Here is a 24,102-nt window from a genome sequence, read left to right as displayed (position 1 = left end):
ATTGAAAAAGCCACCTTACGGTGGCTTTTTTTATTGCTAAAAAGAAAATTAAGAATCAGTTTTTGAATCTGATTTGTCATCTCCTGCCACAATTAGTGCAGCAAGTTTGACCATATCCATTTGGATTGTATTGAGCTGTTTCTCAATTTGGTCGAAATCGATTTGTTCTAATTTTCCATTTAATAAAGGCATGCTTAAAACTTGTTGATTTGCTTGTAATAAGTTTTGACGAATATTTTCAACTTCCTGACTTTTAATATCTAAACTAAGTAGTGCTTGATTTAAGCCTTTTAACTGCTGTTTTAGTGTCGTTACAGTTGTTTTTAGCTCTTGCTGATCTTTATCTTGAATGGCTTGCTCAACATCAAGTTGAGTGTCCTTAAGCTTTTCAATATAGTCACCGGCTTTGAGCTGTAAGTTCGCAGCATCTCGAACAATATAAAAAACATTCCCATTTTTTAATTCATTTTTATTATTTTTAGGCAGAGTTTCTTCTTGAGAATTATCAGTTTGATCTAGTGTTTGTTCAGTAGCTTGAGCAGAGTCTTGATCTTTTGCACGATCTTGTGCCTGATCACATCCAAGTAATAGCATACCTGAAGCAAAAATCACAAAAGGAAGAAATGCACCTTGTAAAACTTTTTTCATAACTACAAACAATACCAACTAAAGCAAGTGCGTACTATATGCATAAAATATGTAGAAATAAGGTATTGTTGCAAATGAACAACATTTTGACCAGACAATAAAAAAGAGTGCTACAGCACTCTTTTTTATTAAATCGCTATAAAAATTATTTAGCGAGTTCTGCTTCAACTGCTTTTACAATTTGTTCGTCGTCTGCTGTTAAGTTTGGTGCAAAACGAGCAACAACTTCACCATTTTTATTCACTAAGAATTTTTCAAAGTTCCATAAAACTTCTGGTGCTGGGTTAGTTGGAATACCTAGGCCTTCTAAACGCTCGCGGAAAGGACCTTCACCAACGCGTTCTGGTTGAGCTGTTGTGAGTGCTTGATAAAGCGGGTGTTTATCTTCACCTGCTACAGAAATTTTAGAAAAAAGTGGGAAATGAACATCGTAGTTTAATGAACAGAATTGTTGAATTTCTTCATCTGAACCAGGTTCTTGTTCTTTAAAGTTGTTTGCAGGAAAACCTAAGATTTCAAGACCTTGATCTTTCTTTGCTTGATAAAGCTTCTCTAAGCCTTCGTATTGTGGAGTTAAACCACATTTAGATGCTGTGTTTACGATTAATAAAACCTTACCTTTATATTGGTCAAGGTCAACCGCTTCGCCTGAAATGGCTTTTACTGGAATGTGATATACAGATTGAGTCATGAGTCTTTCCTAAAGATTGTAATTGATATCAAGTAACGCATTTGTTTTAACTGCTATTCTTGAGGAGTGCAATAATATTCGTGTTCAAAAAATAAAAAGAGAAGAAAAAGCAGACTGTGAGCTAATTATTTCTGATTTGAACAGGTGTCTGGCCTGTATACCTTTTAAAAAATTCAATAAAACTAGAACTATGCTGATAACCTAAATCGTATGCTAAACGTTTAATCGGCATGCCTTGTCGAATTTGATGAATGGCGTAAACAATTTTGGCTCGATTACGCCATTCTGATAATGAAAGTTGTAACTCTTGTTGGCTTAGACGCAATAAATGACGATCACTGACTGAAAAATTCTGAAGTAATTGCTGTAAAGAGTGATTAAAAAACAATGGGTCTGAAAGCTTTTCCAAAATTGGTAGTAAAACTGGATGACGTGTTTGAGGTAAGTAATGAGAATATGCTGTGGCTTGTTGTAACTGATCAAATAGAACTTGCAAAAGATGTTCTAAATATTCAGGTTTTCCATTTTGTTTTTGCTGTTCCACAATTTGTAAAACGAGGATTCGAAAGAAAGGCTGAATACTAAAACATTTACAGACATCACCTAAAATAGAACAGAGGCTAGGGTGTAGTCGAATACAGATATAGTGAATTTCATGATCGATATGAGTAGATTGATGAACCGTTTGAGGTGGAATCCAAAGTCCATAGCTTGGAGGAGATAAGTAGATTTGTTCTTCTACCTGCATTTCCAAAATACCATTCAAACTGAAATTAAAATCTCCCCAAAGTGAAGCATGAGGACGAACAATATCTTCTTTTTCATATAGAAACTCATGAACTTCTATATGGTTCAATAAGGAAAATTGTTGGCCCTCATTTTTCATCTATTTACTCTAAGTAATATTTAATTTTCACAAGTTACTTTAGGATTATTTAAGCCTTTGGCAAAGGTAAATGTACTAATTAATGCTAAAGCAACGAAGCTTAATACACCATAAATTAAAGTATTTTCATTGAAATGATCAACTACATAACCACCTAATAATGAACCTGTAGCAATCATGACTTGGAACATGCCAACAAAAAGCGGCATACCTTTTTCTACAGCATGAGGCGCATGTACAAACATCCAAATATTGGCAGAGGTAGGAAAGGCACCGAATGCAAAGCCCCATAGTGCAGTAAGAACGATGGCACCAAATTCATGAATAGCAAAGATGGGAAAGCCGAAAAACACGATTGCAAAACATGTTCCAACGAAGGCTAGAGTGTAACGGACATTTAAGTTACCGCTATATCCTGCAAACGCGTTTCCAAAAATACCAGCAATTCCGTAAAGCAATAATAATGAACTAATGGTGGTACCGTTAAATCCTGCAATATTCTTAAAGAAAGGCGCCAAATAACTATAAGCGCAGAAGTGAGCAAGACCAATTAATAGGACAATTAGCATCCCGCTACGTGCTTTAGGTGTGCGCAATAACGCAGGTAAATCACGAATATGAATTGCTGAGTCTGGTATAAGTTTTGGTAGGAAAATCAGTTGAAGTATGAGTACAACAAGACCGATCGCAGCGGTAATACCAAATGCACTACGCCAGCCATAAAACTCACTTAACCAAGTTCCAATTGGTACCCCTAATACAGTCGCAAAGGTTACACCAGCCATAACTACGGCAGTGGCTTTAGCAATAGGCAAATGTGCAGGTGCGAGCTTACCGCTTAATGCAATAGCTGTGGCCCAAAAGCCACCGATTGAGATACCTAAAATTAAGCGGCTCAGTAATAAAACATGGAAGTTTTCTGCAAAAGCAGTAATGGTATTGGCAATGACCATAATTGCAGTGAGTAAAATAAGCACATAACGACGGTCAAGTTGTTTGACTGAAACAGGTAATAGCGGAGCTGCAATCGCTGCCATAATGCCGGGCACAGTAATGATAAGACCAGCTGTACCTACAGAAATATGCAAATCAGCCGCAACGCTATTTAAAACACCGACTGGTAAAAATTCACTTGTTACTAATGCAAATGCTGCAATTGCAACGGCCAAAATGGCAAACCAGCTCCCTTGAGTGGAGGTCGTGGGTCGCGCTTTAGAAGTAGTAGATTGTTCCATAAGAAATCCTGACTTGGCTAAATTCAAAGTGAAGAAAGACAAATTTTTAATTAACTAACGATCATTATGAAAATAAAATAGTTGATAAAAAATCGAACGTCAATTAATTTAATAACGATTGTTATAAAAATAGATGTGATCTTTATGACAAATAGGCATGAAACAGATCTTGTTGTTAATGAAGAAACGCTGAAAAAGAAGCGTGGACGCCCTAAATGCTTTGATGAGCAGCAAGTATTAGAGAAGTCAATGTTACTTTTTTGGGAACATGGCTATGAAGCAACGTCGATTAGTGACTTAACGCAGGCTTTAGAAATTACAGCACCAAGCTTATACAGTACTTTTGGTGATAAGGCAGGCTTGTTTTATAAGAGTATTGATTACTACTTAGCTCATGAAGCATGTCCTATAGAAACAATTTTTTTAGAAGCCAAAACAGCAAAAATTGCTTTTGAATTATATCTTTATGACAATGTAAAAAGATTGGTTCAACCTAATAAGCCAGCAGGTTGTATGTTGGTAGTTGCAGCTATGAATTGTTCTGATGCAACGCAAGACGTACAGCAAAATTTATTAGATAAGAGAATAAAGACCAAAGAAAAGTTATTAAAACGTCTAGAACAGGGTGTCGAACAGGGTGATTTAGCTGCCGATGCACCTCTTCAAGAAATGACAGATTTCTATGCCACAGTTATTCAAGGGCTGACGATTCAAGCGAGAGATGGCGCGAGTACCGAGCAACTACACAAAGTGGTAGAGCATGCCATGAAAGCTTGGGCATTATTTTAAAAAAATTAGTAATGTCCTAAGTTCAATATCAATGTCGGAAATGCGATATTTCAATTTATTAAGACATTCTCCAAAATAAAATCTCTTTTGTAGAGGGTGTATTACTATGAGTCAGGTCATGAAATATCACAGATGGGCATTTATTTTCCCCATTTTGGCAGTATTGATTTGGTCTTTAAATATTGTAGTCACTCGATACGTCTCGGATTATATCTCTCCGGTGAGCATTAGTTTTTATCGATGGCTAATTGCTTTTATCATTTTGACTCCATTTATGATTGTGTCAGTTTGGAGACAGAGACAGTTAGTAAAACCATATTTGCCTAAGCTTGCTGTGCTAAGTGCATTTGGAATGGTGCTCTATCAAGGTCTTGCTTACACAGCAGCTCACTATACCACTGCAACTAACATGGGGATTGTGAACGCATTCATTCCTATCTTTACTATTTTTGTTTCTCTTGCGATTTTAAAAGATGTGCCTAATCGATTTGCAGTTTTTGGCAGTATTTTATCTTTCGCAGGTTTGCTATATGTCATGTCCCAAGGAGATATTCATAAGCTGTTAAGTGATGGTGGACATCTTGGTGATGCATTAATGATTATTGCCGTGTTCTTCTACGCATTTTATGGAGTCTTCCTTAAAAAATGGCAGCTTCCACTTCCAATCATGACAAGCTTATATGTGCAGATTGGGTTTTCAGTGATATTTCATCTGCCTTTAATTTTCTGGTTTGGTCTTGATGGCTTGAATGCGGCAAATGCGCCAAGTGCAATTTATGCTGGAGTATTTGCCTCTTTAATTGCGCCGTTAGTTTGGATGCTGGCCGTACAACAACTTGGCCCAAATAGAACCAGCATCTTCATGAACTTGGTTCCTGTGTTTACGGCAGTCATTGCAAGCGTTTGGTTATCTGAACAGTGGACCATTTACCATACCTTAGGTGGCATCGTGATCTTAATTGGTATCATTATGGCTCAAAAAAAGGTCATTGTTAAAAAACCAGACTTAATCCAAGAGCAAAACTAAAGTCATTAAAAAAACTATGGCATATTTTAGAAAAAACTGATGAAAATATGCCATTTTTTTCTTAGTTAAAGTTTTTCTATATGATTTATAAATAGATTATAAAAACAAGTTGAAATATAAATATTAAAAAAGACGAGTAAAAATATTAATATAATTTTAACTTATAAGCGAAAAAATCTAAATTCCCTACACTTTTCATGCTTTTTTTAGAGAAATTATATATTTCTCTACTATAGTCTCTTACCACATAATAGCGTCCACTACGAAAGACGCTATTTTAAGCAATTTTTCTTTCGTTCCAGAGATATCCAAACCCTCTGGATGCGGTATATACCCATCCTTTTTTATGCTCAGTTATCCCTATATAACTGAGCTTTTTTTTGTCTACAATTAAGGACGAATGACTTCACCAGTTAATGCATTAATGATTCGGCTTGGTTGCTGACTTTGCCCTAAGTCGCCATTGAGATAGTTTAATTGTGAACCAAAGTATTGGCAGGCATCTTGTAGTGAATGAGCAGGTTCTTGTCCACTAGGATTGGCACTCGTCGACACAATAAAACCATGAAAAGCGTTGCACAATGCCACACATAAAGGATGTGTTGTTACTCGTACAGCTACAAGGGGATGTTCGCCCTTAATCCATGAAGGTATATGTTGATCAGCTGGCAATAACCAAGTCGTAGCTCTTTCTGATGGTTGATGATTAGACCAGCAGTCAATAATCTCTTGTTGAGTTGTTTGCGATAAAGAAGTCAGCAAATGCTCGACTTGACTAATGTGCCCAGCTAATAAAATGACACCTTTTTCGATAGGACGCTGCTTCAATTCAAGAATTTTTTGAAAAGCTTGCTCATTAAACGGGTCACAGCCTAGTCCCCAGACTGCCTCAGTTGGATATGCCAAAACTTGACCTTGTTGTAAACATTCGGCTGCTTCGGTCACTGAGGTCGTAATCATGGTAATACTTTCCTTTCAATCAAACAGAGTCGTTATTGTGCGCTCTAATATTAAGAACGACAACGTAAATACAATCCTGATTGTTGCATACATAAACCGAGTAGTTCTAGTTCCATCAATGATGAGGTGAGTTCAGAAACAGGTTGTGAATGATGCAAAACAAGCTGGTCAATATTTTGGCCTACCCAGTCTAAAGACTGATAAAGATTAATCAAATGCTCTGGAATTTCTGGGGTGCAAGAAACGATTGCCTCCTCTGTTGAGTTTTGTTGGCTCTGCCATTGGGTGGGTAGGGCGAGGTCTTCAATAATTTGTTCAGGGTGATCGACTAAAATTGCACCTTCACGAATAAGTTGATGGCAACCTTGATGAAATTCACTGTAAATATGACCGGGAATGGCAAATACGATTTTGCCTTGCTCAGCTGCTTTATTGGCAGTAATGAGGGAGCCACTTTTTAAAGTCGCTTCTACAACTAATACGCCTAAACTCAGACCGCTAACAATTCGGTTTCTACGTGGAAAATGCTGCTGTAGTGGTGGTGTTCCCGGTAAAAACTCACTAATGATGGCGCCGTTTTGAGCCAAAATATGTTCTGCCAATTTTTTATTTTGAGCTGGATAGGTACTGTCTAAACCTGTACCTGTCACCGCTATCGTACGTTGATGAACAGATGCACCTTGATGAGCTGCTTCATCAATGCCATATGCCAAGCCGCTACTTACATAAAAACCTTTTTCACTTAAATAATAGGCAAAATCATAAGCCACCTGACGACCATGTGGGCTAGGTTTTCGGCTACCGACAATCGCAATTTGCGGTTGTAATAATGCTTGTGCCTGACCTTTTCCAAAAATAACAGGTGGATGATCTGTATAAGGGAGTAATTGAGTTGGATAGCCAGCATCATCTGGCGTTAAAATAAAATCAGTATGTTGCTGAACTTGTTGTATAAGTCGTTCAAACTCGGTTTGACCTTGCGCCGTTTGAAACTCGTTTAGACGCTTTAAGTGATTAGCATGTAAGCCAAGAGATTGCCACTTTGCTAAACCATCAGGTTGAGTGGCTTTTTCACAGTCTCCAAAATAATCAATAATTTTTTTGAAGCTAACTAACGAGTGTTGCACCAAATACCACACTTTAAGTGTGTGGTAATGGTGTGAAGAAAGTTGGGTAAGCATTGTAAATGGTACATCCAGCACTAATCAGTAAAACGAGGTGGCTGAATGCTTGAACCGACTTTAATTGGTAAGTTGCTTTCTAGAACATAAGCATAGCTCAGCTGATCAAAAGTTCTAAAGACCATTAAACTACCAATTTGTTGACCAGGGAGCTGAATTGGTTCTTTTGTTTTTGGATCGCGAATGGTCTCGCCTTGTTGATCTATATCAAAAACTTGACCAACCTGAACACCTTGTGCTGTACCGCGGTCTAAAGTCACTACACTATTTTTTGCAGCTCTACCAATTGATCCCATGACCCGAATAATTTTGCCGCCATCAGTCACTTGTTTAGCATCTACGGGGTAAAATAATGTTGGTAAATTAGCTTGTTCTTCAGGCATAACACGGTCGCCACGACGTACTTCACCATCATAGCTATCGGTAAGTTCTAATGTGGTAATGTCTTTTTCAGTAGACATCGCAACACCAGAAGCAACCTGTGACAGCTCTATGCCTAAACTATGCTTTTTACCTTTACTGTCTGTGAAATAGTAAGGTTCGCCTTCGCGATAAACAGCATAGCGCTGACCTTCAACTAGACCTTTTCCTCTTGCATAAATAGTTTGGCCTTTTCCTGCAAGTACACGTTGATCTGCTGTCCCAACAATGTAAGGTGTGTTGGCAATTGAATCGGCTGGTAAAATAGTACTGTGCTCTAACCACTGTTTAATATGTTCAAGTGGAATAACCGGTACACTATTATTTAATGCTTCGACACGAACTTGTGGTTGCAAGTTTGTGGTTTGGCCTGTGTAACGACGAATAATACCTACACAGCCATCTCCTTCATCTTTACCTACCAATGGTCGTCCATCTAAGCTACACAGTAGTAATCTGTCACCTGGATAAATCCAGTGCGGATTTTTCACATGTTGATTGCTTGCCCAGATTTCAGGCCAACGCCATGGTTTATTTAGAAAATGACCGGAAATATCCCATAAGGTATCTCCACGTTTTACAACATACACATTGGGTGCATTGCTTTTAAGAGAAGGCGGATTATGATTCGGACTGGCAGCATGAACCTCTGCTACCGTACCAAATGCAACCCCTGTACAGAGTGCTAAAGCAAGTAAATGCTTTTTTATCCCCAAAGCATGAAATTGAACCATGCCGTCAAAAACCTTTTTCATTATGATAATTCCTAAAAATTATGCGTGCAGATGCGTTATAATAGGCGGCTAACACACAATTTTTCGATGAAGTATTTCCTTCATTTGGTTTTTTAATCAATGGCATAAGTGAGGACGTCAGTATGGCCTTATTACCTATTTTAAGTTTTCCTGATCCCCGTCTTCGTACCATTGCTAAGCCTGTTGAAGAAGTTACTGATGAAATTCGTCAACTTGCAGCAGATATGCTTGAAACCATGTATGCGGCACCAGGTATTGGTTTAGCAGCTTCTCAGGTCGATCGTCATATTCAGCTTATCGTCATAGATTTGTCTGAATCTAAAGATGAACCTTTGGTTTTCATTAACCCCAAAATAACTCCACTGACTGAAGAGACGCAGCCGTACGAAGAAGGCTGTCTATCAGTGCCACAAATATACGACAAAGTTGATCGCCCGTCACGTGTGAAAATCGAGGCAATTAACCTTGAAGGTCAAGCATTTGAGATAGAAGCTGACGGACTTCTCGCTGTTTGTATCCAACATGAAATGGATCACTTAAAAGGCAAATTGTTTGTGGATTATTTGTCGCCACTTAAACGTCAGCGCGCACGTGAAAAAGTCGAAAAGATTGTTCGTCAACGCGAGCGTGAAAAAGTTGCGGTGAAACGTTAAAAGTTTTTTCAAACATTATAGTGTGGATGTGATTTTTGGTTTTTCGTAGTGGTCTGTTGCTCGCATGTGCAGCAGTGTTTTTACAGATTGCGGTATTTCTACAGCCGCTATTACCGAAGCAATATCAAATTGCTCCGGTCTGTGAAACTATTACCCGTGCTTTGCTTAAACCCAAGGCACAGACGGAAACCATGTCACATACCATGCATCATTCACATCACGAACACCATATCGAACAGGCACAAGTACCTGAACATCATGACCACCATGATGCAAATCACCAGTGCCAATATTGTACCGTCTATGCCAATCTCGTTTTACCACCTGAATTTGGCGTAAAAGAGGTACTTGTTCGTATACAAGTTCGCTTAGTCGCCTATCAACAAGCATTTCGACATGTTTATTTTGCACTACAGCGACTCTTCTTACTCCCGCAAGGGCGTGCACCGCCTCTATTTGCATAAATAAAAGCAATTTTTTGTTGGGGTCTTCATTGATTTCAATATCACTTTATTTATGTTTTAGAGCGTATAAAAAATGCCACATTCTAAATTCTTATTACAGCCTTTATGGGTTGCGATGCTTGCTGTCTCTCATTCGGGTTTCGCTTTTGCCGATTCAGAAAAAAATGATGCCGACTCAAAATCGCTTCATTCATTAGCACCTATTGTTGTTACAGCACAGCAAGGCAATGATGCAAACGGTCTGATTGTACATGCCGACCCGAAACAACCAATTCAGCCAGTACCTGCTACAGATGGGGCAGACTATCTACAAAGTATTATGGGTTTCAACTCAATACAAAGTGGTGGAACAAATGGTGACGTGACATTCCGAGGCATGTTTGGTTCACGCATCAAAATTTTGACAGATGGAACGGAAAACCTAGGTGCATGTCCAAACCGTATGGATGCTCCAACTTCTTATATCTCTCCAGAAAGTTATGACCGTATTTCTGTCATTAAAGGTCCGCAAACTGTTCAATATGCCAATACAGGTTCGGCAGCAACAGTCCTGTTTGAACGTCAGCCTGAGAAACTCACCTCTGAAAAACCTTATCGTGGACAAGCGAGTGTCCTGCTAGGTTCATATGGACGTATTGACCATAATGTTGAAGCGGCAATTGGCGATGAAAAAAAATATATTCGTTTAAATGCCAACCGTTCAGAGTCTAATAGTTATCAAGATGGTGACGGCAATACCGTACCTTCAGCATGGAAGAAGTGGAATGCTGATGTAGCACTTGGCTTTACTCCAGATGAAAACACGTGGATCGAGCTCACGGGTGGGAAATCGGATGGTGAATCGCTTTATGCTGGGCGTTCTATGGATGGTTCTCAGTTTGCACGTGAAAGCTTAGGGCTACGTTTTGAAAAGAAAAATATCACTGATGTCATTAAGAAAATTGAAGGGCAGGTGAACTACAGCTATAACGACCATATCATGGATAACTTTAGCTTACGTACTCCGCCATTAGTTGAAATGAATCATGGTGGTATGACCATGCTCATGCCAAACGCGATGGCAATGGAAGTGACACGCCGTACACTAAACTCGCGCTTGGCCATGACCTCTGAATGGAATAAGTGGAGCCTAATCACAGGTGTAGATTCTCAATTTAATAAACATGGCGGTAGCATGTTATCGCCAAATATGCCTTCAATGAATATTCCATATCGTCAAGATATGCGTTTTCAATCATACGGTGCTTTTGGTGAACTTGGTTATCAATCGAACGATCTCAATAAACTAGTTACAGGTGTGCGTTTAGATCGAGTCACAGTTGAAGATGAACGTGCCGACTCTAAAGCACAAGGCTTTAATACAAAGCTTGAAAAGACGTTACCGAGTGCATTCGTCCGTTGGGAAAATCAACATCCTGAGCATGACTTAAAAAGCTATATTGGTTTAGGTTATGTAGAGCGTATGCCTGATTATTGGGAGCTTTTCTCCCCTAAACATGGTAACGCTGGCTCAACCAATACCTTTAACGGTGTCAACCCTGAGAAAACATTGCAGTTGGATCTAGGCTTCCAGCAACAACGTGGAGCTTTAAATACATGGGCTTCAGCTTATGCAGGTTTAGTAGATGACTACATCTTAATGAGTTACCACCATCACCCAAGTATGGGAATGGGTGGGCATGATATGAGCAATGATATTACTGCGGGTGCCAAAAATGTTGACGCGACTATTGCTGGTGCAGAGGCGGGTATTGGATACCAATTTACTGACCATATTCAAGCAGATTTGAGTGCGATGTATGCATGGGGTAAAAACACTACAGATGACAAGCCGCTACCTCAAATTTCACCTTTAGAAGGTCGCCTAAATATTCGCTATGTAGCTGATAAGTATAACTTGGGTCTGTTGTGGCGAGCGGTTGCTGAGCAAAACCGTGTGAGTCTACATCAAGGTAATATCGTGGGATATGATCTAAAACCAAGTAAAGGTTTCTCAACACTTTCTTTAAACGGAAGTTATAACCTTCGTAAAGATATTGATGTCTCTGTTGGCATCGATAACGTATTAGATAAGACCTACACAGAACACTTAAATAAAGCGGGTAGTGCAGGCTTTGGATTTGCGAGCGAAGAGCAGTTCAATAATATCGGAAGAAATTATTGGGTTCGTATGAGCATGAAGTTTTAATCAGCTTAAGAATTAAATGAACTGAAAGAATTAATTTAAAGAGAGAAATGAAATGACAAATAAATTATCGCCTGAACAATCTTGGTGGGGATGGAAGTTACTTATTGTAGCTTCTATCTTAGCCTTACTATTTATGCTTATTTTCTACTGGGCAATTAATAATGAGCCAGACTATATGCCAAGTCAAAAGAATAAGCAGATGATGGAGTCACATGAGCAAATGAATCACGCAGAAATGCACAGTTCATCAGCTCAATAGGCTCCTTAATATTTAAAAATGGAAGTCCGGATAACGGGCTTCCACTTTTTATTTTTAGGTTTTAAAAACTATTGATGCATATTCGCTAAGGTTTTTGCCTTGCCTTGATTTTCATAAAGACGTAGGCCAAGTTTCTGTAGATTACGACCTGATTGAGTTAAAAAATTTTCAACTTTTGGTGAAATTTTTGCGCCGTTAAAAAGTACTGAATTACGTAAAATCAGATAATAAGCAAACCATGGAGCAGACTGTTGAGGCAATCCAAGTAATTTCATCCGTTTCTTACCAATAAAAAATTGGGTAAGTTCTAAATGTTGTCGATAAGCAAGCTTCTGCTGCAAAGAACTCAGATGCAGATATTTTCTTTCAAAAGGTTCTCTTGATAAGCTTGATCCTAACTCAACACTGCTGTGATCGGAGTGAGGATGAGCAAACTGCATCCAGTAAAGTAATCGCCAGCCTTCAGTTTCAGATTGAATAAGCCATTTTTCATCAATACCCATTAACCATCCGACATAACGCCAAAAATGCAAAAAACTCTTGGCTTCTTGTTTGGTTGGCCAGATACCTAAAGCTCTCATACCAAGTAAAACTACACTGCTAAAAGCCAAATTAGTTATGGCTAAATCAAACTGATTAAGAGGAATTCCCCAAACGTCACTATTCCAACGATCAGACTTTTTTAATTGTCGGCGAACAAGAGCATGAATAAAACGAACATAAATCGTTGAAGTAAAACCTGAGCTTAAACGATCAAGTCCTTGAGGTTCAGTAATATCAACCCACCATTTTGTAGTTTCTGCTAAACGAGTACCTGCCTGTTTCTTTAGCGCGCCTGTTAAAATTAATGGTTGATTAAATCCAGGATATAAATATCCCGCCATTAAAGATAAATCTCTAAGAATAAAACCATTATTTATTCCTAAACGATGAGTAAATTTAACAGCCGCATCAATTTGGCGCTGATCTAACCACTCAGGCTTTTGTTCAGTGTAATTAAAGAAATTTTCTAACTCATTAGGTATAGGCTCGAATAGGTCATTACGGCCTTGAAATAATATCTTTTCAAAAATCATGCGATGATCTTTGGGATTTTGCATAACCCAATCAATCACCTTATCCATTACAACGTCCCCTTCACAAAGAGCACGTTGTAAAGATAGATATTCTGTATAGTTGGGTTGTACGGGTTTTTCACAACAGATATTTAAAAACTGAGTAAAGAAATTACTGTCTTGCATATCATTAAAAGAAGCAAGTCGAGTCGGGCTAATCATTTGCATATCGTTACTTACTTATTGATCTGAATAATAAATAGGCTAATATGAATAATTATTCGCATTCAATTCGCATTTAACGAATAAAAAAACGATGAGAAAAGTCCCACAGCAACAGCGTTCAAAAGTTATTGTTGACCATATCTTAGAGGCAACACAGCACTGTATTGCCCAATATGGATTGCTTCATACAACGACTCCTAAAATTGCAGAGAAATCTGGAGTGAGTGTAGGCTCGATTTACCAATACTTTGAGAATAAAGATCAAATCATAGAAGAACTATTACGCCGTAAAAGCGAACTATTAGGACAACAACTCAAAGAATTAGTTATGCATCAAGGAAATATTCCTTTAGATATTCTTATTCCCTTGGCGATAGAGCTAGGATTTAATGCATTAAAAGCCGATCACGGATTTTTTATAGAAGTACTGAAACATTGGCATGACTATAGTCATTCGCAAGCTGCTCAGATTTTAGAGAAGCATTTTTTTGAAGTGGGGCTATATACATTTAGTAGAAATCCTCATCAGTGGGACTTCGAACAAGTGAAACATAAATCCTTTGTAATTATTAATAGTACGCTTTTTACGATGATGCGTTACGTGAGTCAGAATAATTTTCTCATATCAGAACAACAACTTAAGCAAGAATTATCCATGATGATACTGGCTTATTTGGGTCAAAAATAAATATTTAAAATAATTATTAATATAAAACAACAACTTAATCTAATAATTGATTTAAAAGTGAACGCTCAAGTCATAAGTTTTTAATTTTCGCTTGCAACTGGTTCTTAATCCTCTATAATGCACATCCATCGGCGGTGATGCAGATAGAAACTTGTTGAAAAACAGTTACTTGTGATTAAGTTGGTTGCTTTAAGTGATGAATTTGATGATAAGTTGGTTTGGAAAATAAGTTTTAAAAAATATCAAAATTACCTGTTGACTTTTAAGAGATTAAGAGTAATATAGCCGACCTAGCTTGCTGGTGACGAACCAGGAAGAAGATCATTAAGAGAATTGAAGAACAACTTGTGTGGATTTTTACTGATTGATTAATCGAAATAATTTTCATTGATTGATTGGTTTAAATTACTCGAAGTTTATTTGAGCGAAATTTAAGTCAGTAATTGATGAGCCAGAATTGGCACCTTGTCTTTAAATAAGGTGCAAAATGATTTTAACTGAAGAGTTTGATCATGGCTCAGATTGAACGCTGGCGGCAGGCTTAACACATGCAAGTCGAGCGGAGAGAGGTAGCTTGCTACTGATCTTAGCGGCGGACGGGTGAGTAATGCTTAGGAATCTGCCTATTAGTGGGGGACAACATCTCGAAAGGGATGCTAATACCGCATACGTCCTACGGGAGAAAGCAGGGGATCTTCGGACCTTGCGCTAATAGATGAGCCTAAGTCGGATTAGCTAGTTGGTGGGGTAAAGGCCTACCAAGGCGACGATCTGTAGCGGGTCTGAGAGGATGATCCGCCACACTGGGACTGAGACACGGCCCAGACTCCTACGGGAGGCAGCAGTGGGGAATATTGGACAATGGGGGGAACCCTGATCCAGCCATGCCGCGTGTGTGAAGAAGGCCTTATGGTTGTAAAGCACTTTAAGCGAGGAGGAGGCTACTTTAGTTAATACCTAGAGATAGTGGACGTTACTCGCAGAATAAGCACCGGCTAACTCTGTGCCAGCAGCCGCGGTAATACAGAGGGTGCAAGCGTTAATCGGATTTACTGGGCGTAAAGCGCGCGTAGGCGGCTAATTAAGTCAAATGTGAAATCCCCGAGCTTAACTTGGGAATTGCATTCGATACTGGTTAGCTAGAGTGTGGGAGAGGATGGTAGAATTCCAGGTGTAGCGGTGAAATGCGTAGAGATCTGGAGGAATACCGATGGCGAAGGCAGCCATCTGGCCTAACACTGACGCTGAGGTGCGAAAGCATGGGGAGCAAACAGGATTAGATACCCTGGTAGTCCATGCCGTAAACGATGTCTACTAGCCGTTGGGGCCTTTGAGGCTTTAGTGGCGCAGCTAACGCGATAAGTAGACCGCCTGGGGAGTACGGTCGCAAGACTAAAACTCAAATGAATTGACGGGGGCCCGCACAAGCGGTGGAGCATGTGGTTTAATTCGATGCAACGCGAAGAACCTTACCTGGCCTTGACATAGTAAGAACTTTCCAGAGATGGATTGGTGCCTTCGGGAACTTACATACAGGTGCTGCATGGCTGTCGTCAGCTCGTGTCGTGAGATGTTGGGTTAAGTCCCGCAACGAGCGCAACCCTTTTCCTTATTTGCCAGCGAGTAATGTCGGGAACTTTAAGGATACTGCCAGTGACAAACTGGAGGAAGGCGGGGACGACGTCAAGTCATCATGGCCCTTACGGCCAGGGCTACACACGTGCTACAATGGTCGGTACAAAGGGTTGCTACACAGCGATGTGATGCTAATCTCAAAAAGCCGATCGTAGTCCGGATTGGAGTCTGCAACTCGACTCCATGAAGTCGGAATCGCTAGTAATCGCGGATCAGAATGCCGCGGTGAATACGTTCCCGGGCCTTGTACACACCGCCCGTCACACCATGGGAGTTTGTTGCACCAGAAGTAGCTAGCCTAACTGCAAAGAGGGCGGTTACCACGGTGTGGCCGATGACTGGGGTGAAGTCGTAACAAGGTAGCCGTAGGGGAACCTGCGGCTGGATCACCTCCTTAACGAAAGATTGACGATTGGTAAGAATCCACAACAAGTTGTTCTTCATAGATGTATCTGAGGGTCTGTAGCTCAGTTGGTTAGAGCACACGCTTGATAAGCGTGGGGTCACAAGTTCAAGTCTTGTCAGACCCACCATGACTTTGACTGGTTGAAGTTATAGATAAAAGATACATAACTGATGATGTAAGCTGGGGACTTAGCTTAGTTGGTAGAGCGCCTGCTTTGCACGCAGGAGGTCAGGAGTTCGACTCTCCTAGTCTCCACCAGAACTTAAGAGAAGTTCGGATTACAGAAATTAGTAAATAGAGATTTCGGTCTTAGTTTATTAACTTCTGTGATTTAAGTATCACGGTATTAAGCATGACCTGACGAAGGCGTGTTTATTCATTAACAGATTGGCAAAATTGAGTCTGAAATAAATTGTTCACTCAAGAGTTTAGATTAAGCAATTAATCTGAATGAATTGAGAACTAGCAAATTAACTGAATCAAGCGTTTTGGTATATGAATTTAGATTGAAGCTGTACAGTGTTTAAGTGCACAGTACTCTAAACTGAAATGTTGAAGTTACTAACTTGTAGGTAACATCGACTGTTTGGGGTTGTATAGTCAAGTAATTAAGTGCATGTGGTGGATGCCTTGGCAGTCAGAGGCGATGAAAGACGTGATAGCCTGCGAAAAGCTCCGGGGAGGCGGCAAATATCCTGTGATCCGGAGATTTCTGAATGGGGGAACCCACCTACTTTAAGGTAGGTATTGCAACATGAATACATAGTGTTGCAAAGCGAACGAGGGGAAGTGAAACATCTCAGTACCCTTAGGAAAAGAAATCAATTGAGATTCCCTCAGTAGCGGCGAGCGAACGGGGATCAGCCCATTAAGTTATGTGTGTTTTAGTGGAACGCTCTGGGAAGTGCGAACGTAGAGGGTGATATTCCCGTACACGAAAGGGCACACATAATGATGACGAGTAGGGCGAGGCACGTGAAACCTTGTCTGAATATGGGGGGACCATCCTCCAAGGCTAAATACTCCTGACTGACCGATAGTGAACCAGTACCGTGAGGGAAAGGCGAAAAGAACCCCTGTGAGGGGAGTGAAATAGATCCTGAAACCGCATGCATACAAGCAGTGGGAGCCGACTTGTTCGGTGACTGCGTACCTTTTGTATAATGGGTCAGCGACTTATATTCAGTAGCGAGGTTAACCGTATAGGGGAGCCGTAGAGAAATCGAGTCTTAATAGGGCGTTTAGTTGCTGGGTATAGACCCGAAACCAGGCGATCTATCCATGAGCAGGTTGAAGGTTGGGTAACACTAACTGGAGGACCGAACCCACTGTCGTTGAAAAGCCAGGGGATGACTTGTGGATAGGGGTGAAAGGCTAATCAAGCCTGGTGATAGCTGGTTCTCCCCGAAAGCTATTTAGGTAGCGCCTCGGACGAATACCATAGGGGGTAGAGCACTGTTTCGGCTAGGGGGTCATCCCGACTTACCAAACCGATGCAAACTCCGAATACCTATGAGTACTATCCGGGAGACAGACTGCGGGTGCTAACGTCCGTAGTCAAGAGGAAAACAATCCAGACCGCCAGCTAAGGCCCCAAAATCATAGTTAAGTGGGAAACGATGTGGGAAGGCATAGACAGCTAGGAGGTTGGCTTAGAAGCAGCCACCCTTTAAAGAAAGCGTAATAGCTCACTAGTCGAGTCGGCCTGCGCGGAAGATGTAACGGGGCTAAAACTATGTGCCGAAGCTGCGGATTTGACATTAGTCAAGTGGTAGGGGAGCGTTCTGTAAGCCGATGAAGGTGTATTGAGAAGTATGCTGGAGGTATCAGAAGTGCGAATGCTGACGTGAGTAACGACAAAACGGGTGAAAAACCCGTTCGCCGAAAGACCAAGGGTTCCAGTCCAACGTTAATCGGGGCTGGGTGAGTCGACCCCTAAGGCGAGGCCGAAAGGCGTAGTCGATGGGAAATTGGTTAATATTCCAATACTTCTGTGTAATGCGATGAGAGGACGGAGAAGGTTAAGTCAGCCTGGCGTTGGTTGTCCAGGTGGAAGGATGTAGGTATGTATCTTAGGCAAATCCGGGGTACTCTATACTGAGATCCGATAGCAAGCTGTACTTGTACAGTGAAGTGGCTGATACCATGCTTCCAGGAAAAGTCTCTAAGCTTCAGTTACACAGGAATCGTACCCGAAACCGACACAGGTGGTCAGGTCGAGTAGACCAAGGCGCTTGAGAGAACTCTGCTGAAGGAACTAGGCAAAATGGTACCGTAACTTCGGGAGAAGGTACGCTGTTGTTGGTGATGGAACTTGCTTCCTGAGCTGATGACAGCCGCAGAAACCAGGCCGCTGCAACTGTTTATTAAAAACATAGCACTCTGCAAACACGAAAGTGGACGTATAGGGTGTGATGCCTGCCCGGTGCTGGAAGGTTAATTGATGGGGTTAGCGTAAGCGAAGCTCTTGATCGAAGCCCCAGTAAACGGCGGCCGTAACTATAACGGTCCTAAGGTAGCGAAATTCCTTGTCGGGTAAGTTCCGACCTGCACGAATGGCATAATGATGGCGGCGCTGTCTCCAGCAGAGGCTCAGTGAAATCGAAATCGCTGTGAAGATGCAGTGTACCCGCGGCTAGACGGAAAGACCCCGTGAACCTTTACTGCAGCTTGACACTGAACTTTGACCTTACTTGTGTAGGATAGGTGGGAGGCTTTGAAGTTGGAACGCTAGTTCCAATGGAGCCGTCCTTGAAATACCACCCTGGTAATGTTGAGGTTCTAACTCTGTCCCGTTATCCGGGACGAGGACCGTGTCTGGTGGGTAGTTTGACTGGGGCGGTCTCCTCCTAAAGAGTAACGGAGGAGTACGAAGGTGCGCTCAGCGTGGTCGGAAATCACGCGTAGAGTATAAAGGCAAAAGCGCGCTTAACTGCGAGACCCACAAGTCGAGCAGGTACGAAAGTAGGTCTTAGTGATCCGGTGGTTCTGTATGGAAGGGCCATCGCTCAACGGATAAAAGGTACTCTGGGGATAACAGGCTGATACCGCCCAAGAGTTCATATCGACGGCGGTGTTTGGCACCTCGATGTCGGCTCATCTCATCCTGGGGCTGAAGCAGGTCCCAAGGGTATGGCTGTTCGCCATTTAAAGAGGTACGCGAGCTGGGTTTAGAACGTCGTGAGACAGTTCGGTCCCTATCTACCGTGGGCGCTGGAAATTTGAGAGGATCTGCTCCTAGTACGAGAGGACCAGAGTGGACGAACCTCTGGTGTACCGGTTGTGACGCCAGTCGCATCGCCGGGTAGCTATGTTCGGAAGGGATAACCGCTGAAAGCATCTAAGCGGGAAGCCTACCTCAAGATAAGATTTCCCTAGGAATTTATTCCTCTAAAGAGCCGTTCGAGACTAGGACGTTGATAGGTTGGATGTGGAAGCATAGTGATATGTGAAGCTGACCAATACTAATTGCTCGTGAGGCTTGACTATACAACACCCAAGCAGTTGTATATAAAGCATCAATCGATTCATAAATCGACAAACAAACTTGATTTAGTTATTCCTCTAGATAAAATGAACAACTAAAGTCAGATTCAATCAGCCCAATCTGTAAAGATTTGGAAAACGCTTCGGCAATCAATAAGACCAAAGCAAGTATCCATAAACAGTTGTGCTGGCGACCATAGCAAGAGTGAACCACCTGATCCCTTCCCGAACTCAGAAGTGAAACCTCTTAGCGCTGATGGTAGTGTGGGGTTACCCATGTGAGAGTAAGTCATCGCCAGCTCATTATTCCAAACACCCCGGTCTCGAAAGAAACCGGGGTGTTTTTTTATGGCTAAAATTAAAATGAAGATAAAAACTCTAAAAGAACATTTGTACAGCCGCTCTGATTCACAGATATAGTGTCTTAATTCAATTAAATTGCCTTGTAATAAAAAAACATTTCATAATATTCCAATATTTGCTTACTCTATAAATAGTTAAACTTGAGTTTTCATCTATGCAGTTCAAAATTATCGCAGCCCAAGATCTAGATAAAAATCAACGTCATCAGATTGCTGAGTTATGTTTTTCTGCTTTTGATGAAGATCCATGGAGCCAATATGCTTTCATGCAAAAAGCGATTCATGTCGTTGGTATATTGGACAATCAAATTGTCTCACATGCCTTATGGACGGATAGAGCTTTTACCATAAATGGTAGTTCCGATGTAAAAACAGCTTATGTAGAGTATGTGACCACTGATTACACGATGAGAGGTAAGGGGCTTGCATCACAATTACTAAAATATTTAGTTGAAGCATTAACTGATTTGGAATATGAACTTGCTGCATTACAACCAGAAGATGAAGCGTTTTATAAAAAATTAGGTTGGACTACTTGGTGGGGGGATTTGTACATCAAACAAGATACATCTACTTATCTAACCGATGACTATGAAATTATGCTATATCCTTTGAGTATCCATATGAAAGATCTACTCTCACACAGTTCAGAGGGCGATAGTATTTGCGCAGAATGGCGAGAGGGTGAAGTTTGGTAGTTCTAATGATCTAATAAATTCATTTTTTTATTCTGTCTAAAATAGATGTAGCTGTCATTTTTTCATATTACTTAACTTTTTCTACTTTCCTGTTTATTAGACAAGCCTATAATGATTCAGAATCATTCCAAATCTAATAAGGATATAACATGTCTACCGACCAGCAATTTCCAACTCCCAACAATTTAGGTATCGCGGTATATTCAAATAATGCCGAAGCCATTGGTAATACACCTTTAGTACGTATTAACCGATTGATTAAAACAGGTGCAACCGTATTAGCAAAAGTGGAAAGCCGTAACCCTGCATTTTCTGTGAAATGCCGCATCGGAGCGGCACTTATTGCAGATGCGGAAAAGCGTGGTGTATTAAAAGAAGGTATGCATATTGTTGAGCCAACCAGTGGTAATACTGGTATTGCATTGGCGTTTGTTGCTGCGGCAAAAGGTTATCCAATTATTCTAACTATGCCTGCAAGTATGAGCCTTGAGCGCAGAAAAGTACTAAAAGCTTTAGGTGCTAATTTGGTATTAACTGAACCCGCAAAAGGAATGAAAGGTGCAGTTGATGAGGCTGTACGATTAGCAACTGAACAGCCAGATCTTTATTTCTTGCCACAACAATTTGAAAACCCAGCGAATCCACAAATTCATGTAGACACAACTGGTCCTGAAATTTGGCAAGCTACAGGTGGGCAAGTCGATATTTTAGTTGCGGGCGTCGGTACTGGCGGTACGATTACGGGTATTTCTCGTTATTTTGAACAGGTTCAAAATAAACCTTTGTATTCAGTAGCAGTTGAACCTGCTGAGTCTCCAATTATTACTCAAACTAAAAATGGTGAGAACATTACACCTGCACCGCATAAAATTCAGGGAATTGGTGCGAACTTTATTCCAAAGAATCTTGATTTGGACCTTGTAGATGAAGTCTTACCCGTGACTAGCGAAGAAGCAATTCAATGGGCGAGAAACTGTGCAACTCAAGAAGGTATTTTAGTGGGTATTTCAAGTGGAGCTGCATTAGCAGCCGCTGCAAAAATTGCAGAGCGTCCTGAAAATGCTGGTAAAACCATCGTTGTTATTCTGCCAGATAGTGGGGAACGTTATCTGTCTTCTGTGTTATTTGAAGGTTTATTTGACGAATAAAATTAACCGCATAAAAAAGCCCATCGATTGATGGGCTTTTGTTTAAGCTTATTTATAAAGCACTTTTTAAATTTTTTTGATGGTGCTTAATAGATCGAGCATATTTTTTCGCTTTGTGACGGGTCCAGAAGCTTCGCTCATATCCTGTAGGCCCAACATTATAATAGGCCGTGGCTTTAAACCAGCTATCTGCGGTTTGATAGTAATGATTTAAAATATAAGCACCACATTGGATATTTGTAGATTCATCATACAAATTACCAGCACAAGTTTGTTGCCAATAGCTTGGAATAATTTGAGTTAAACCAACAGCCCCAGTCGGAGAGCGGGCATTACTATTATAGTTCGACTCTTGTCTGATAACTGCCGCGAGTAAAAGGGGAGGAACATTATATTTGTCAGCACTTTGAATAATCAAAGGAGACAATCGATTCGCTGTACTCGGTGGAACGGAATAAGCTTTTTGTAAACCAGATGATAGCTTATTTGAACGCCAAGTAAATGAGCCACTATTAGGGCCTAAGCTTGTACATCCTGTCATTATGATCATCAAGAAAATTATGAAAAATTTGAGACTAAGGATGTGTAATTGTGATGGTTCAAAACGATTTTGGGTTAAAGATGAGGTAAGCAAAATACAAAACCAATCATGAAGTTTCAAATGAAATAATCGTATTTAGCCGTACTTATCGGATCAATATTAGTTCTGTTGCTTAGCACATGTAAAAAGTAAGAATTTTGTATAATTGAAATGAAAAAACCTCGACATCCTGTCGAGGCTCCTTCGTATTCAGCTTTATGTAGCTAACTCCTGTCAACTACCGCTTCCTGCGTTCTTATTCTTCTTCAATGAGACATCCTGTCTCTCTATGATTCATATATTATGAAATAATACTAAAGCTGAATATCCGCAAATCACCGCAATTTTTGTACGTTTTAACTTACAGATCAACTTACTTAAATACAATGTCGACTAGTTTCTGGGCGATAGGAGCACAAATCAATACACTTGGAAAAGCTAATATTCATGCAATAATCCAAGCTGATACCCACAATGAAACGAAGTGATGATTTAGTCCTACTACTTTAAAAGTTGAAACACCTGAAACGATAAAAGACATCATTCCCGATAAAATGAAGAGGAATAAAAGTTTCTGTGCTTTCATGGATTTATATTCCTTGATAAGCACTTAAGGTCAATGCAAAATTTTCTCCAAATTGTTGAGCAGTTTTAACATCTCCTTTATCAAACCTATTGGCATTACTGCCATGTTCAGCCTGAGCCATTAAGCCTGACCATGAACCGAGACGGTTGGCTGCTTGAGTATAAGGAATACCTTGGTGTTGCTCAGGCATAATCGGGTTGCCGATCCATAACATGCCGTGTTGCATACAAAAGGTAAAAATTGAAATTAGTGTCGATTGTTTATCACCTGCGGGAAGAGAGGAAACGGTAAATCCAGCTGTTAGCTTTCCTTTAAAACTCTGTTTTTTCCATAATGGCCCCGTCGCATCCATGAGTTGTTTTAACTTGGAAGACACGCCACCTAAATAAGTAGGAGATCCCCAAATTAAACCATCATATTGGATAAGAATGTCTGGAGTGTTGATAAGATCTTCGGCATTGAGTAAATCTACTTCAATATCTTGATGGCGCAAAATACCAGTTTGAATTTGATGAGCGATAAATTGGGTATGCCCTTGGCGACTATAGTAAATAATGGCAACAGTTTTCATGGATAGTTTCCTTTTTATTTAAATTTGAAATAGTTTTGCAGTGAGATATAAACCACAGCCAAAAAAGCTATGGTTCAGTAAACTTTTTAGACAGTTCAAAAAAGGATGAGGTGTTTTTGATGAAGCAAAACCACTACCCATGGCCGGTTGCATAATAAAAAAGGGAATGAGAACAGTGACTACACCAAATACTAGTGCTGAGAAAAACTGAGGATGACTAAGCCAAGTTGAGCCAACAATGAAAAGAAAGCTAAATGAAAAGATTAGCCCGACACTATAGTGAGCAATCCAACCCAATAAATATTCACCCTTAATTTGAGGGCTTTTTGCAATAGATTGATGGATAAGTTTCCCTTGAAATATCCAACCAACCCAGCGGCCGAGGAAGGCAAAATTTAAGGTTGGGATCTTAAATATTTTTAATATGAACAGCCAGATATCCATAATAATTGTTGCGCCAATGCCAAGACATAAAGCTTGAAAGAACAACGTAGAGGTATTCATTT

General features: G+C 40.4%; 19 protein-coding genes, 2 tRNA genes, 3 rRNA genes and 2 pseudogenes. 14 read left to right on the top strand and 12 right to left on the bottom strand.

Annotated elements, in window-relative coordinates; all coding sequences use genetic code 11:
* Positions 1-48: 48 nt before the first annotated feature.
* The 4 genes from I8T81_RS17910 to I8T81_RS17895 all read right to left on the bottom strand — a co-directional run bounded on the left by I8T81_RS17910 (position 49) and on the right by I8T81_RS17895 (position 3,460).
* A complete protein-coding gene (locus tag I8T81_RS17910; protein ID WP_004705934.1) occupies positions 49-648 on the bottom strand; it encodes a hypothetical protein in 600 nt (199 codons plus the stop codon).
* Between the two features lie 145 nt (positions 649-793).
* On the bottom strand, positions 794-1,339 hold the full coding sequence (locus tag I8T81_RS17905; RefSeq protein ID WP_004705933.1) for a glutathione peroxidase: 546 nt from the start codon (positions 1,337-1,339) through the stop codon (positions 794-796).
* Between the two features lie 121 nt (positions 1,340-1,460).
* The gene (locus I8T81_RS17900) at positions 1,461-2,225 is read right to left on the bottom strand and encodes an AraC family transcriptional regulator (protein ID WP_191107146.1); all 765 of its coding nucleotides are present in this window, start codon (positions 2,223-2,225) and stop codon (positions 1,461-1,463) included.
* Positions 2,226-2,245: 20 nt separating this feature from the next.
* Positions 2,246-3,460: an MFS transporter gene (locus tag I8T81_RS17895; protein WP_191107145.1), complete on the bottom strand. Its 1,215-nt coding sequence runs from the start codon at positions 3,458-3,460 to the stop codon at positions 2,246-2,248.
* A 135-nt stretch (positions 3,461-3,595) separates the two neighbouring features.
* On the opposite strand from I8T81_RS17895, the gene I8T81_RS17890 reads away from it, so the two are divergent.
* Positions 3,596-4,249, top strand: coding sequence for a TetR/AcrR family transcriptional regulator (locus I8T81_RS17890; RefSeq protein ID WP_077164355.1), 654 nt, complete (start codon positions 3,596-3,598; stop codon positions 4,247-4,249).
* Between the two features lie 106 nt (positions 4,250-4,355).
* Positions 4,356-5,276, top strand: coding sequence for a DMT family transporter (locus I8T81_RS17885; RefSeq protein ID WP_191107144.1), 921 nt, complete (start codon positions 4,356-4,358; stop codon positions 5,274-5,276).
* A gap of 390 nt (positions 5,277-5,666) precedes the next feature.
* Here the strand turns inward: I8T81_RS17885 and I8T81_RS17880 are convergent, their stop codons facing one another.
* The 3 genes from I8T81_RS17880 to I8T81_RS17870 are packed head-to-tail and all read right to left on the bottom strand — an operon-like array spanning position 5,667 to position 8,592.
* A complete protein-coding gene (locus I8T81_RS17880; protein ID WP_174741068.1) occupies positions 5,667-6,236 on the bottom strand; it encodes an L-threonylcarbamoyladenylate synthase in 570 nt (189 codons plus the stop codon).
* A 50-nt stretch (positions 6,237-6,286) separates the two neighbouring features.
* Positions 6,287-7,417, bottom strand: a complete 1,131-nt coding sequence (dprA, locus tag I8T81_RS17875; RefSeq protein ID WP_077164353.1) for a DNA-processing protein DprA — start codon at positions 7,415-7,417, stop codon at positions 6,287-6,289.
* A gap of 20 nt (positions 7,418-7,437) precedes the next feature.
* On the bottom strand, positions 7,438-8,592 hold the full coding sequence (locus I8T81_RS17870; RefSeq protein WP_077166210.1) for a LysM peptidoglycan-binding domain-containing protein: 1,155 nt from the start codon (positions 8,590-8,592) through the stop codon (positions 7,438-7,440).
* Between the two features lie 122 nt (positions 8,593-8,714).
* On the opposite strand from I8T81_RS17870, the gene def reads away from it, so the two are divergent.
* The 4 genes from def to I8T81_RS17850 all read left to right on the top strand — a co-directional run bounded on the left by def (position 8,715) and on the right by I8T81_RS17850 (position 12,156).
* Entirely contained in the window at positions 8,715-9,245 is a 531-nt protein-coding gene (gene def / locus I8T81_RS17865; protein ID WP_004705924.1) for a peptide deformylase, read from the top strand.
* A 35-nt stretch (positions 9,246-9,280) separates the two neighbouring features.
* Positions 9,281-9,709 (top strand): DUF2946 family protein, encoded by a 429-nt coding sequence (locus tag I8T81_RS17860; RefSeq protein WP_191107143.1) that lies wholly within the window; start codon positions 9,281-9,283, stop codon positions 9,707-9,709.
* Between the two features lie 73 nt (positions 9,710-9,782).
* Complete coding sequence (locus I8T81_RS17855) at positions 9,783-11,897, top strand: TonB-dependent copper receptor (RefSeq protein WP_198071766.1); 2,115 nt, start codon at positions 9,783-9,785, stop codon at positions 11,895-11,897.
* Positions 11,898-11,949: 52 nt separating this feature from the next.
* Complete coding sequence (locus tag I8T81_RS17850) at positions 11,950-12,156, top strand: hypothetical protein (RefSeq protein ID WP_039252952.1); 207 nt, start codon at positions 11,950-11,952, stop codon at positions 12,154-12,156.
* Between the two features lie 68 nt (positions 12,157-12,224).
* On the opposite strand, the gene I8T81_RS17845 is transcribed toward I8T81_RS17850, so the two are convergent.
* The gene (locus I8T81_RS17845) at positions 12,225-13,439 is read right to left on the bottom strand and encodes an oxygenase MpaB family protein (RefSeq protein ID WP_191107141.1); all 1,215 of its coding nucleotides are present in this window, start codon (positions 13,437-13,439) and stop codon (positions 12,225-12,227) included.
* Between the two features lie 88 nt (positions 13,440-13,527).
* Between I8T81_RS17845 and I8T81_RS17840 the strand changes: the two are divergent.
* The 8 genes and pseudogenes from I8T81_RS17840 to cysK all read left to right on the top strand — a co-directional run bounded on the left by I8T81_RS17840 (position 13,528) and on the right by cysK (position 21,859).
* Positions 13,528-14,095: pseudogene (locus tag I8T81_RS17840) on the top strand (TetR/AcrR family transcriptional regulator).
* 523 nt (positions 14,096-14,618) lie between these two features.
* Positions 14,619-16,156: ribosomal RNA gene (locus tag I8T81_RS17835) — 16S ribosomal RNA — on the top strand.
* Positions 16,157-16,215: 59 nt separating this feature from the next.
* Positions 16,216-16,292: transfer RNA gene (locus I8T81_RS17830), tRNA-Ile, on the top strand.
* A 55-nt stretch (positions 16,293-16,347) separates the two neighbouring features.
* Positions 16,348-16,423 (top strand) — tRNA-Ala (locus tag I8T81_RS17825).
* A 340-nt stretch (positions 16,424-16,763) separates the two neighbouring features.
* Positions 16,764-19,654, top strand: a 23S ribosomal RNA gene (locus tag I8T81_RS17820).
* A 183-nt stretch (positions 19,655-19,837) separates the two neighbouring features.
* Positions 19,838-19,952: ribosomal RNA gene (gene rrf, locus I8T81_RS17815) — 5S ribosomal RNA — on the top strand.
* The 16S, 23S and 5S rRNA genes sit together here with 2 tRNA genes alongside, the layout of an rRNA operon.
* 216 nt (positions 19,953-20,168) lie before the next feature.
* A complete protein-coding gene (locus I8T81_RS17810; RefSeq protein ID WP_198071765.1) occupies positions 20,169-20,711 on the top strand; it encodes a GNAT family N-acetyltransferase in 543 nt (180 codons plus the stop codon).
* Positions 20,712-20,860: 149 nt separating this feature from the next.
* Positions 20,861-21,859, top strand: a complete 999-nt coding sequence (gene cysK, locus I8T81_RS17805; RefSeq protein WP_198071764.1) for a cysteine synthase A — start codon at positions 20,861-20,863, stop codon at positions 21,857-21,859.
* A 52-nt stretch (positions 21,860-21,911) separates the two neighbouring features.
* On the opposite strand, the gene I8T81_RS17800 is transcribed toward cysK, so the two are convergent.
* From I8T81_RS17800 to I8T81_RS17785, 4 genes and pseudogenes are all read right to left on the bottom strand, one after another.
* Positions 21,912-22,520, bottom strand: a complete 609-nt coding sequence (locus I8T81_RS17800; RefSeq protein WP_198071763.1) for a lytic transglycosylase domain-containing protein — start codon at positions 22,518-22,520, stop codon at positions 21,912-21,914.
* Positions 22,521-22,812: 292 nt separating this feature from the next.
* Positions 22,813-23,025: pseudogene (locus tag I8T81_RS17795) on the bottom strand (DUF2798 domain-containing protein).
* A 4-nt stretch (positions 23,026-23,029) separates the two neighbouring features.
* Entirely contained in the window at positions 23,030-23,596 is a 567-nt protein-coding gene (locus tag I8T81_RS17790) for a flavodoxin family protein (protein WP_198071762.1), read from the bottom strand.
* A gap of 18 nt (positions 23,597-23,614) precedes the next feature.
* Positions 23,615-24,100, bottom strand: coding sequence for a DUF2938 domain-containing protein (locus tag I8T81_RS17785; RefSeq protein ID WP_198071761.1), 486 nt, complete (start codon positions 24,098-24,100; stop codon positions 23,615-23,617).
* Positions 24,101-24,102: the final 2 nt, after the last annotated feature.

The sequence above is a fragment of the Acinetobacter seifertii genome (assembly GCF_016064815.1).
In the GTDB taxonomy this organism is placed as follows: Bacteria; Pseudomonadota; Gammaproteobacteria; order Pseudomonadales; family Moraxellaceae; genus Acinetobacter; species Acinetobacter seifertii.
Note: the sequence above shows the minus strand (reverse complement) of the source record. Positions and strands in the feature narration are given on the sequence as shown.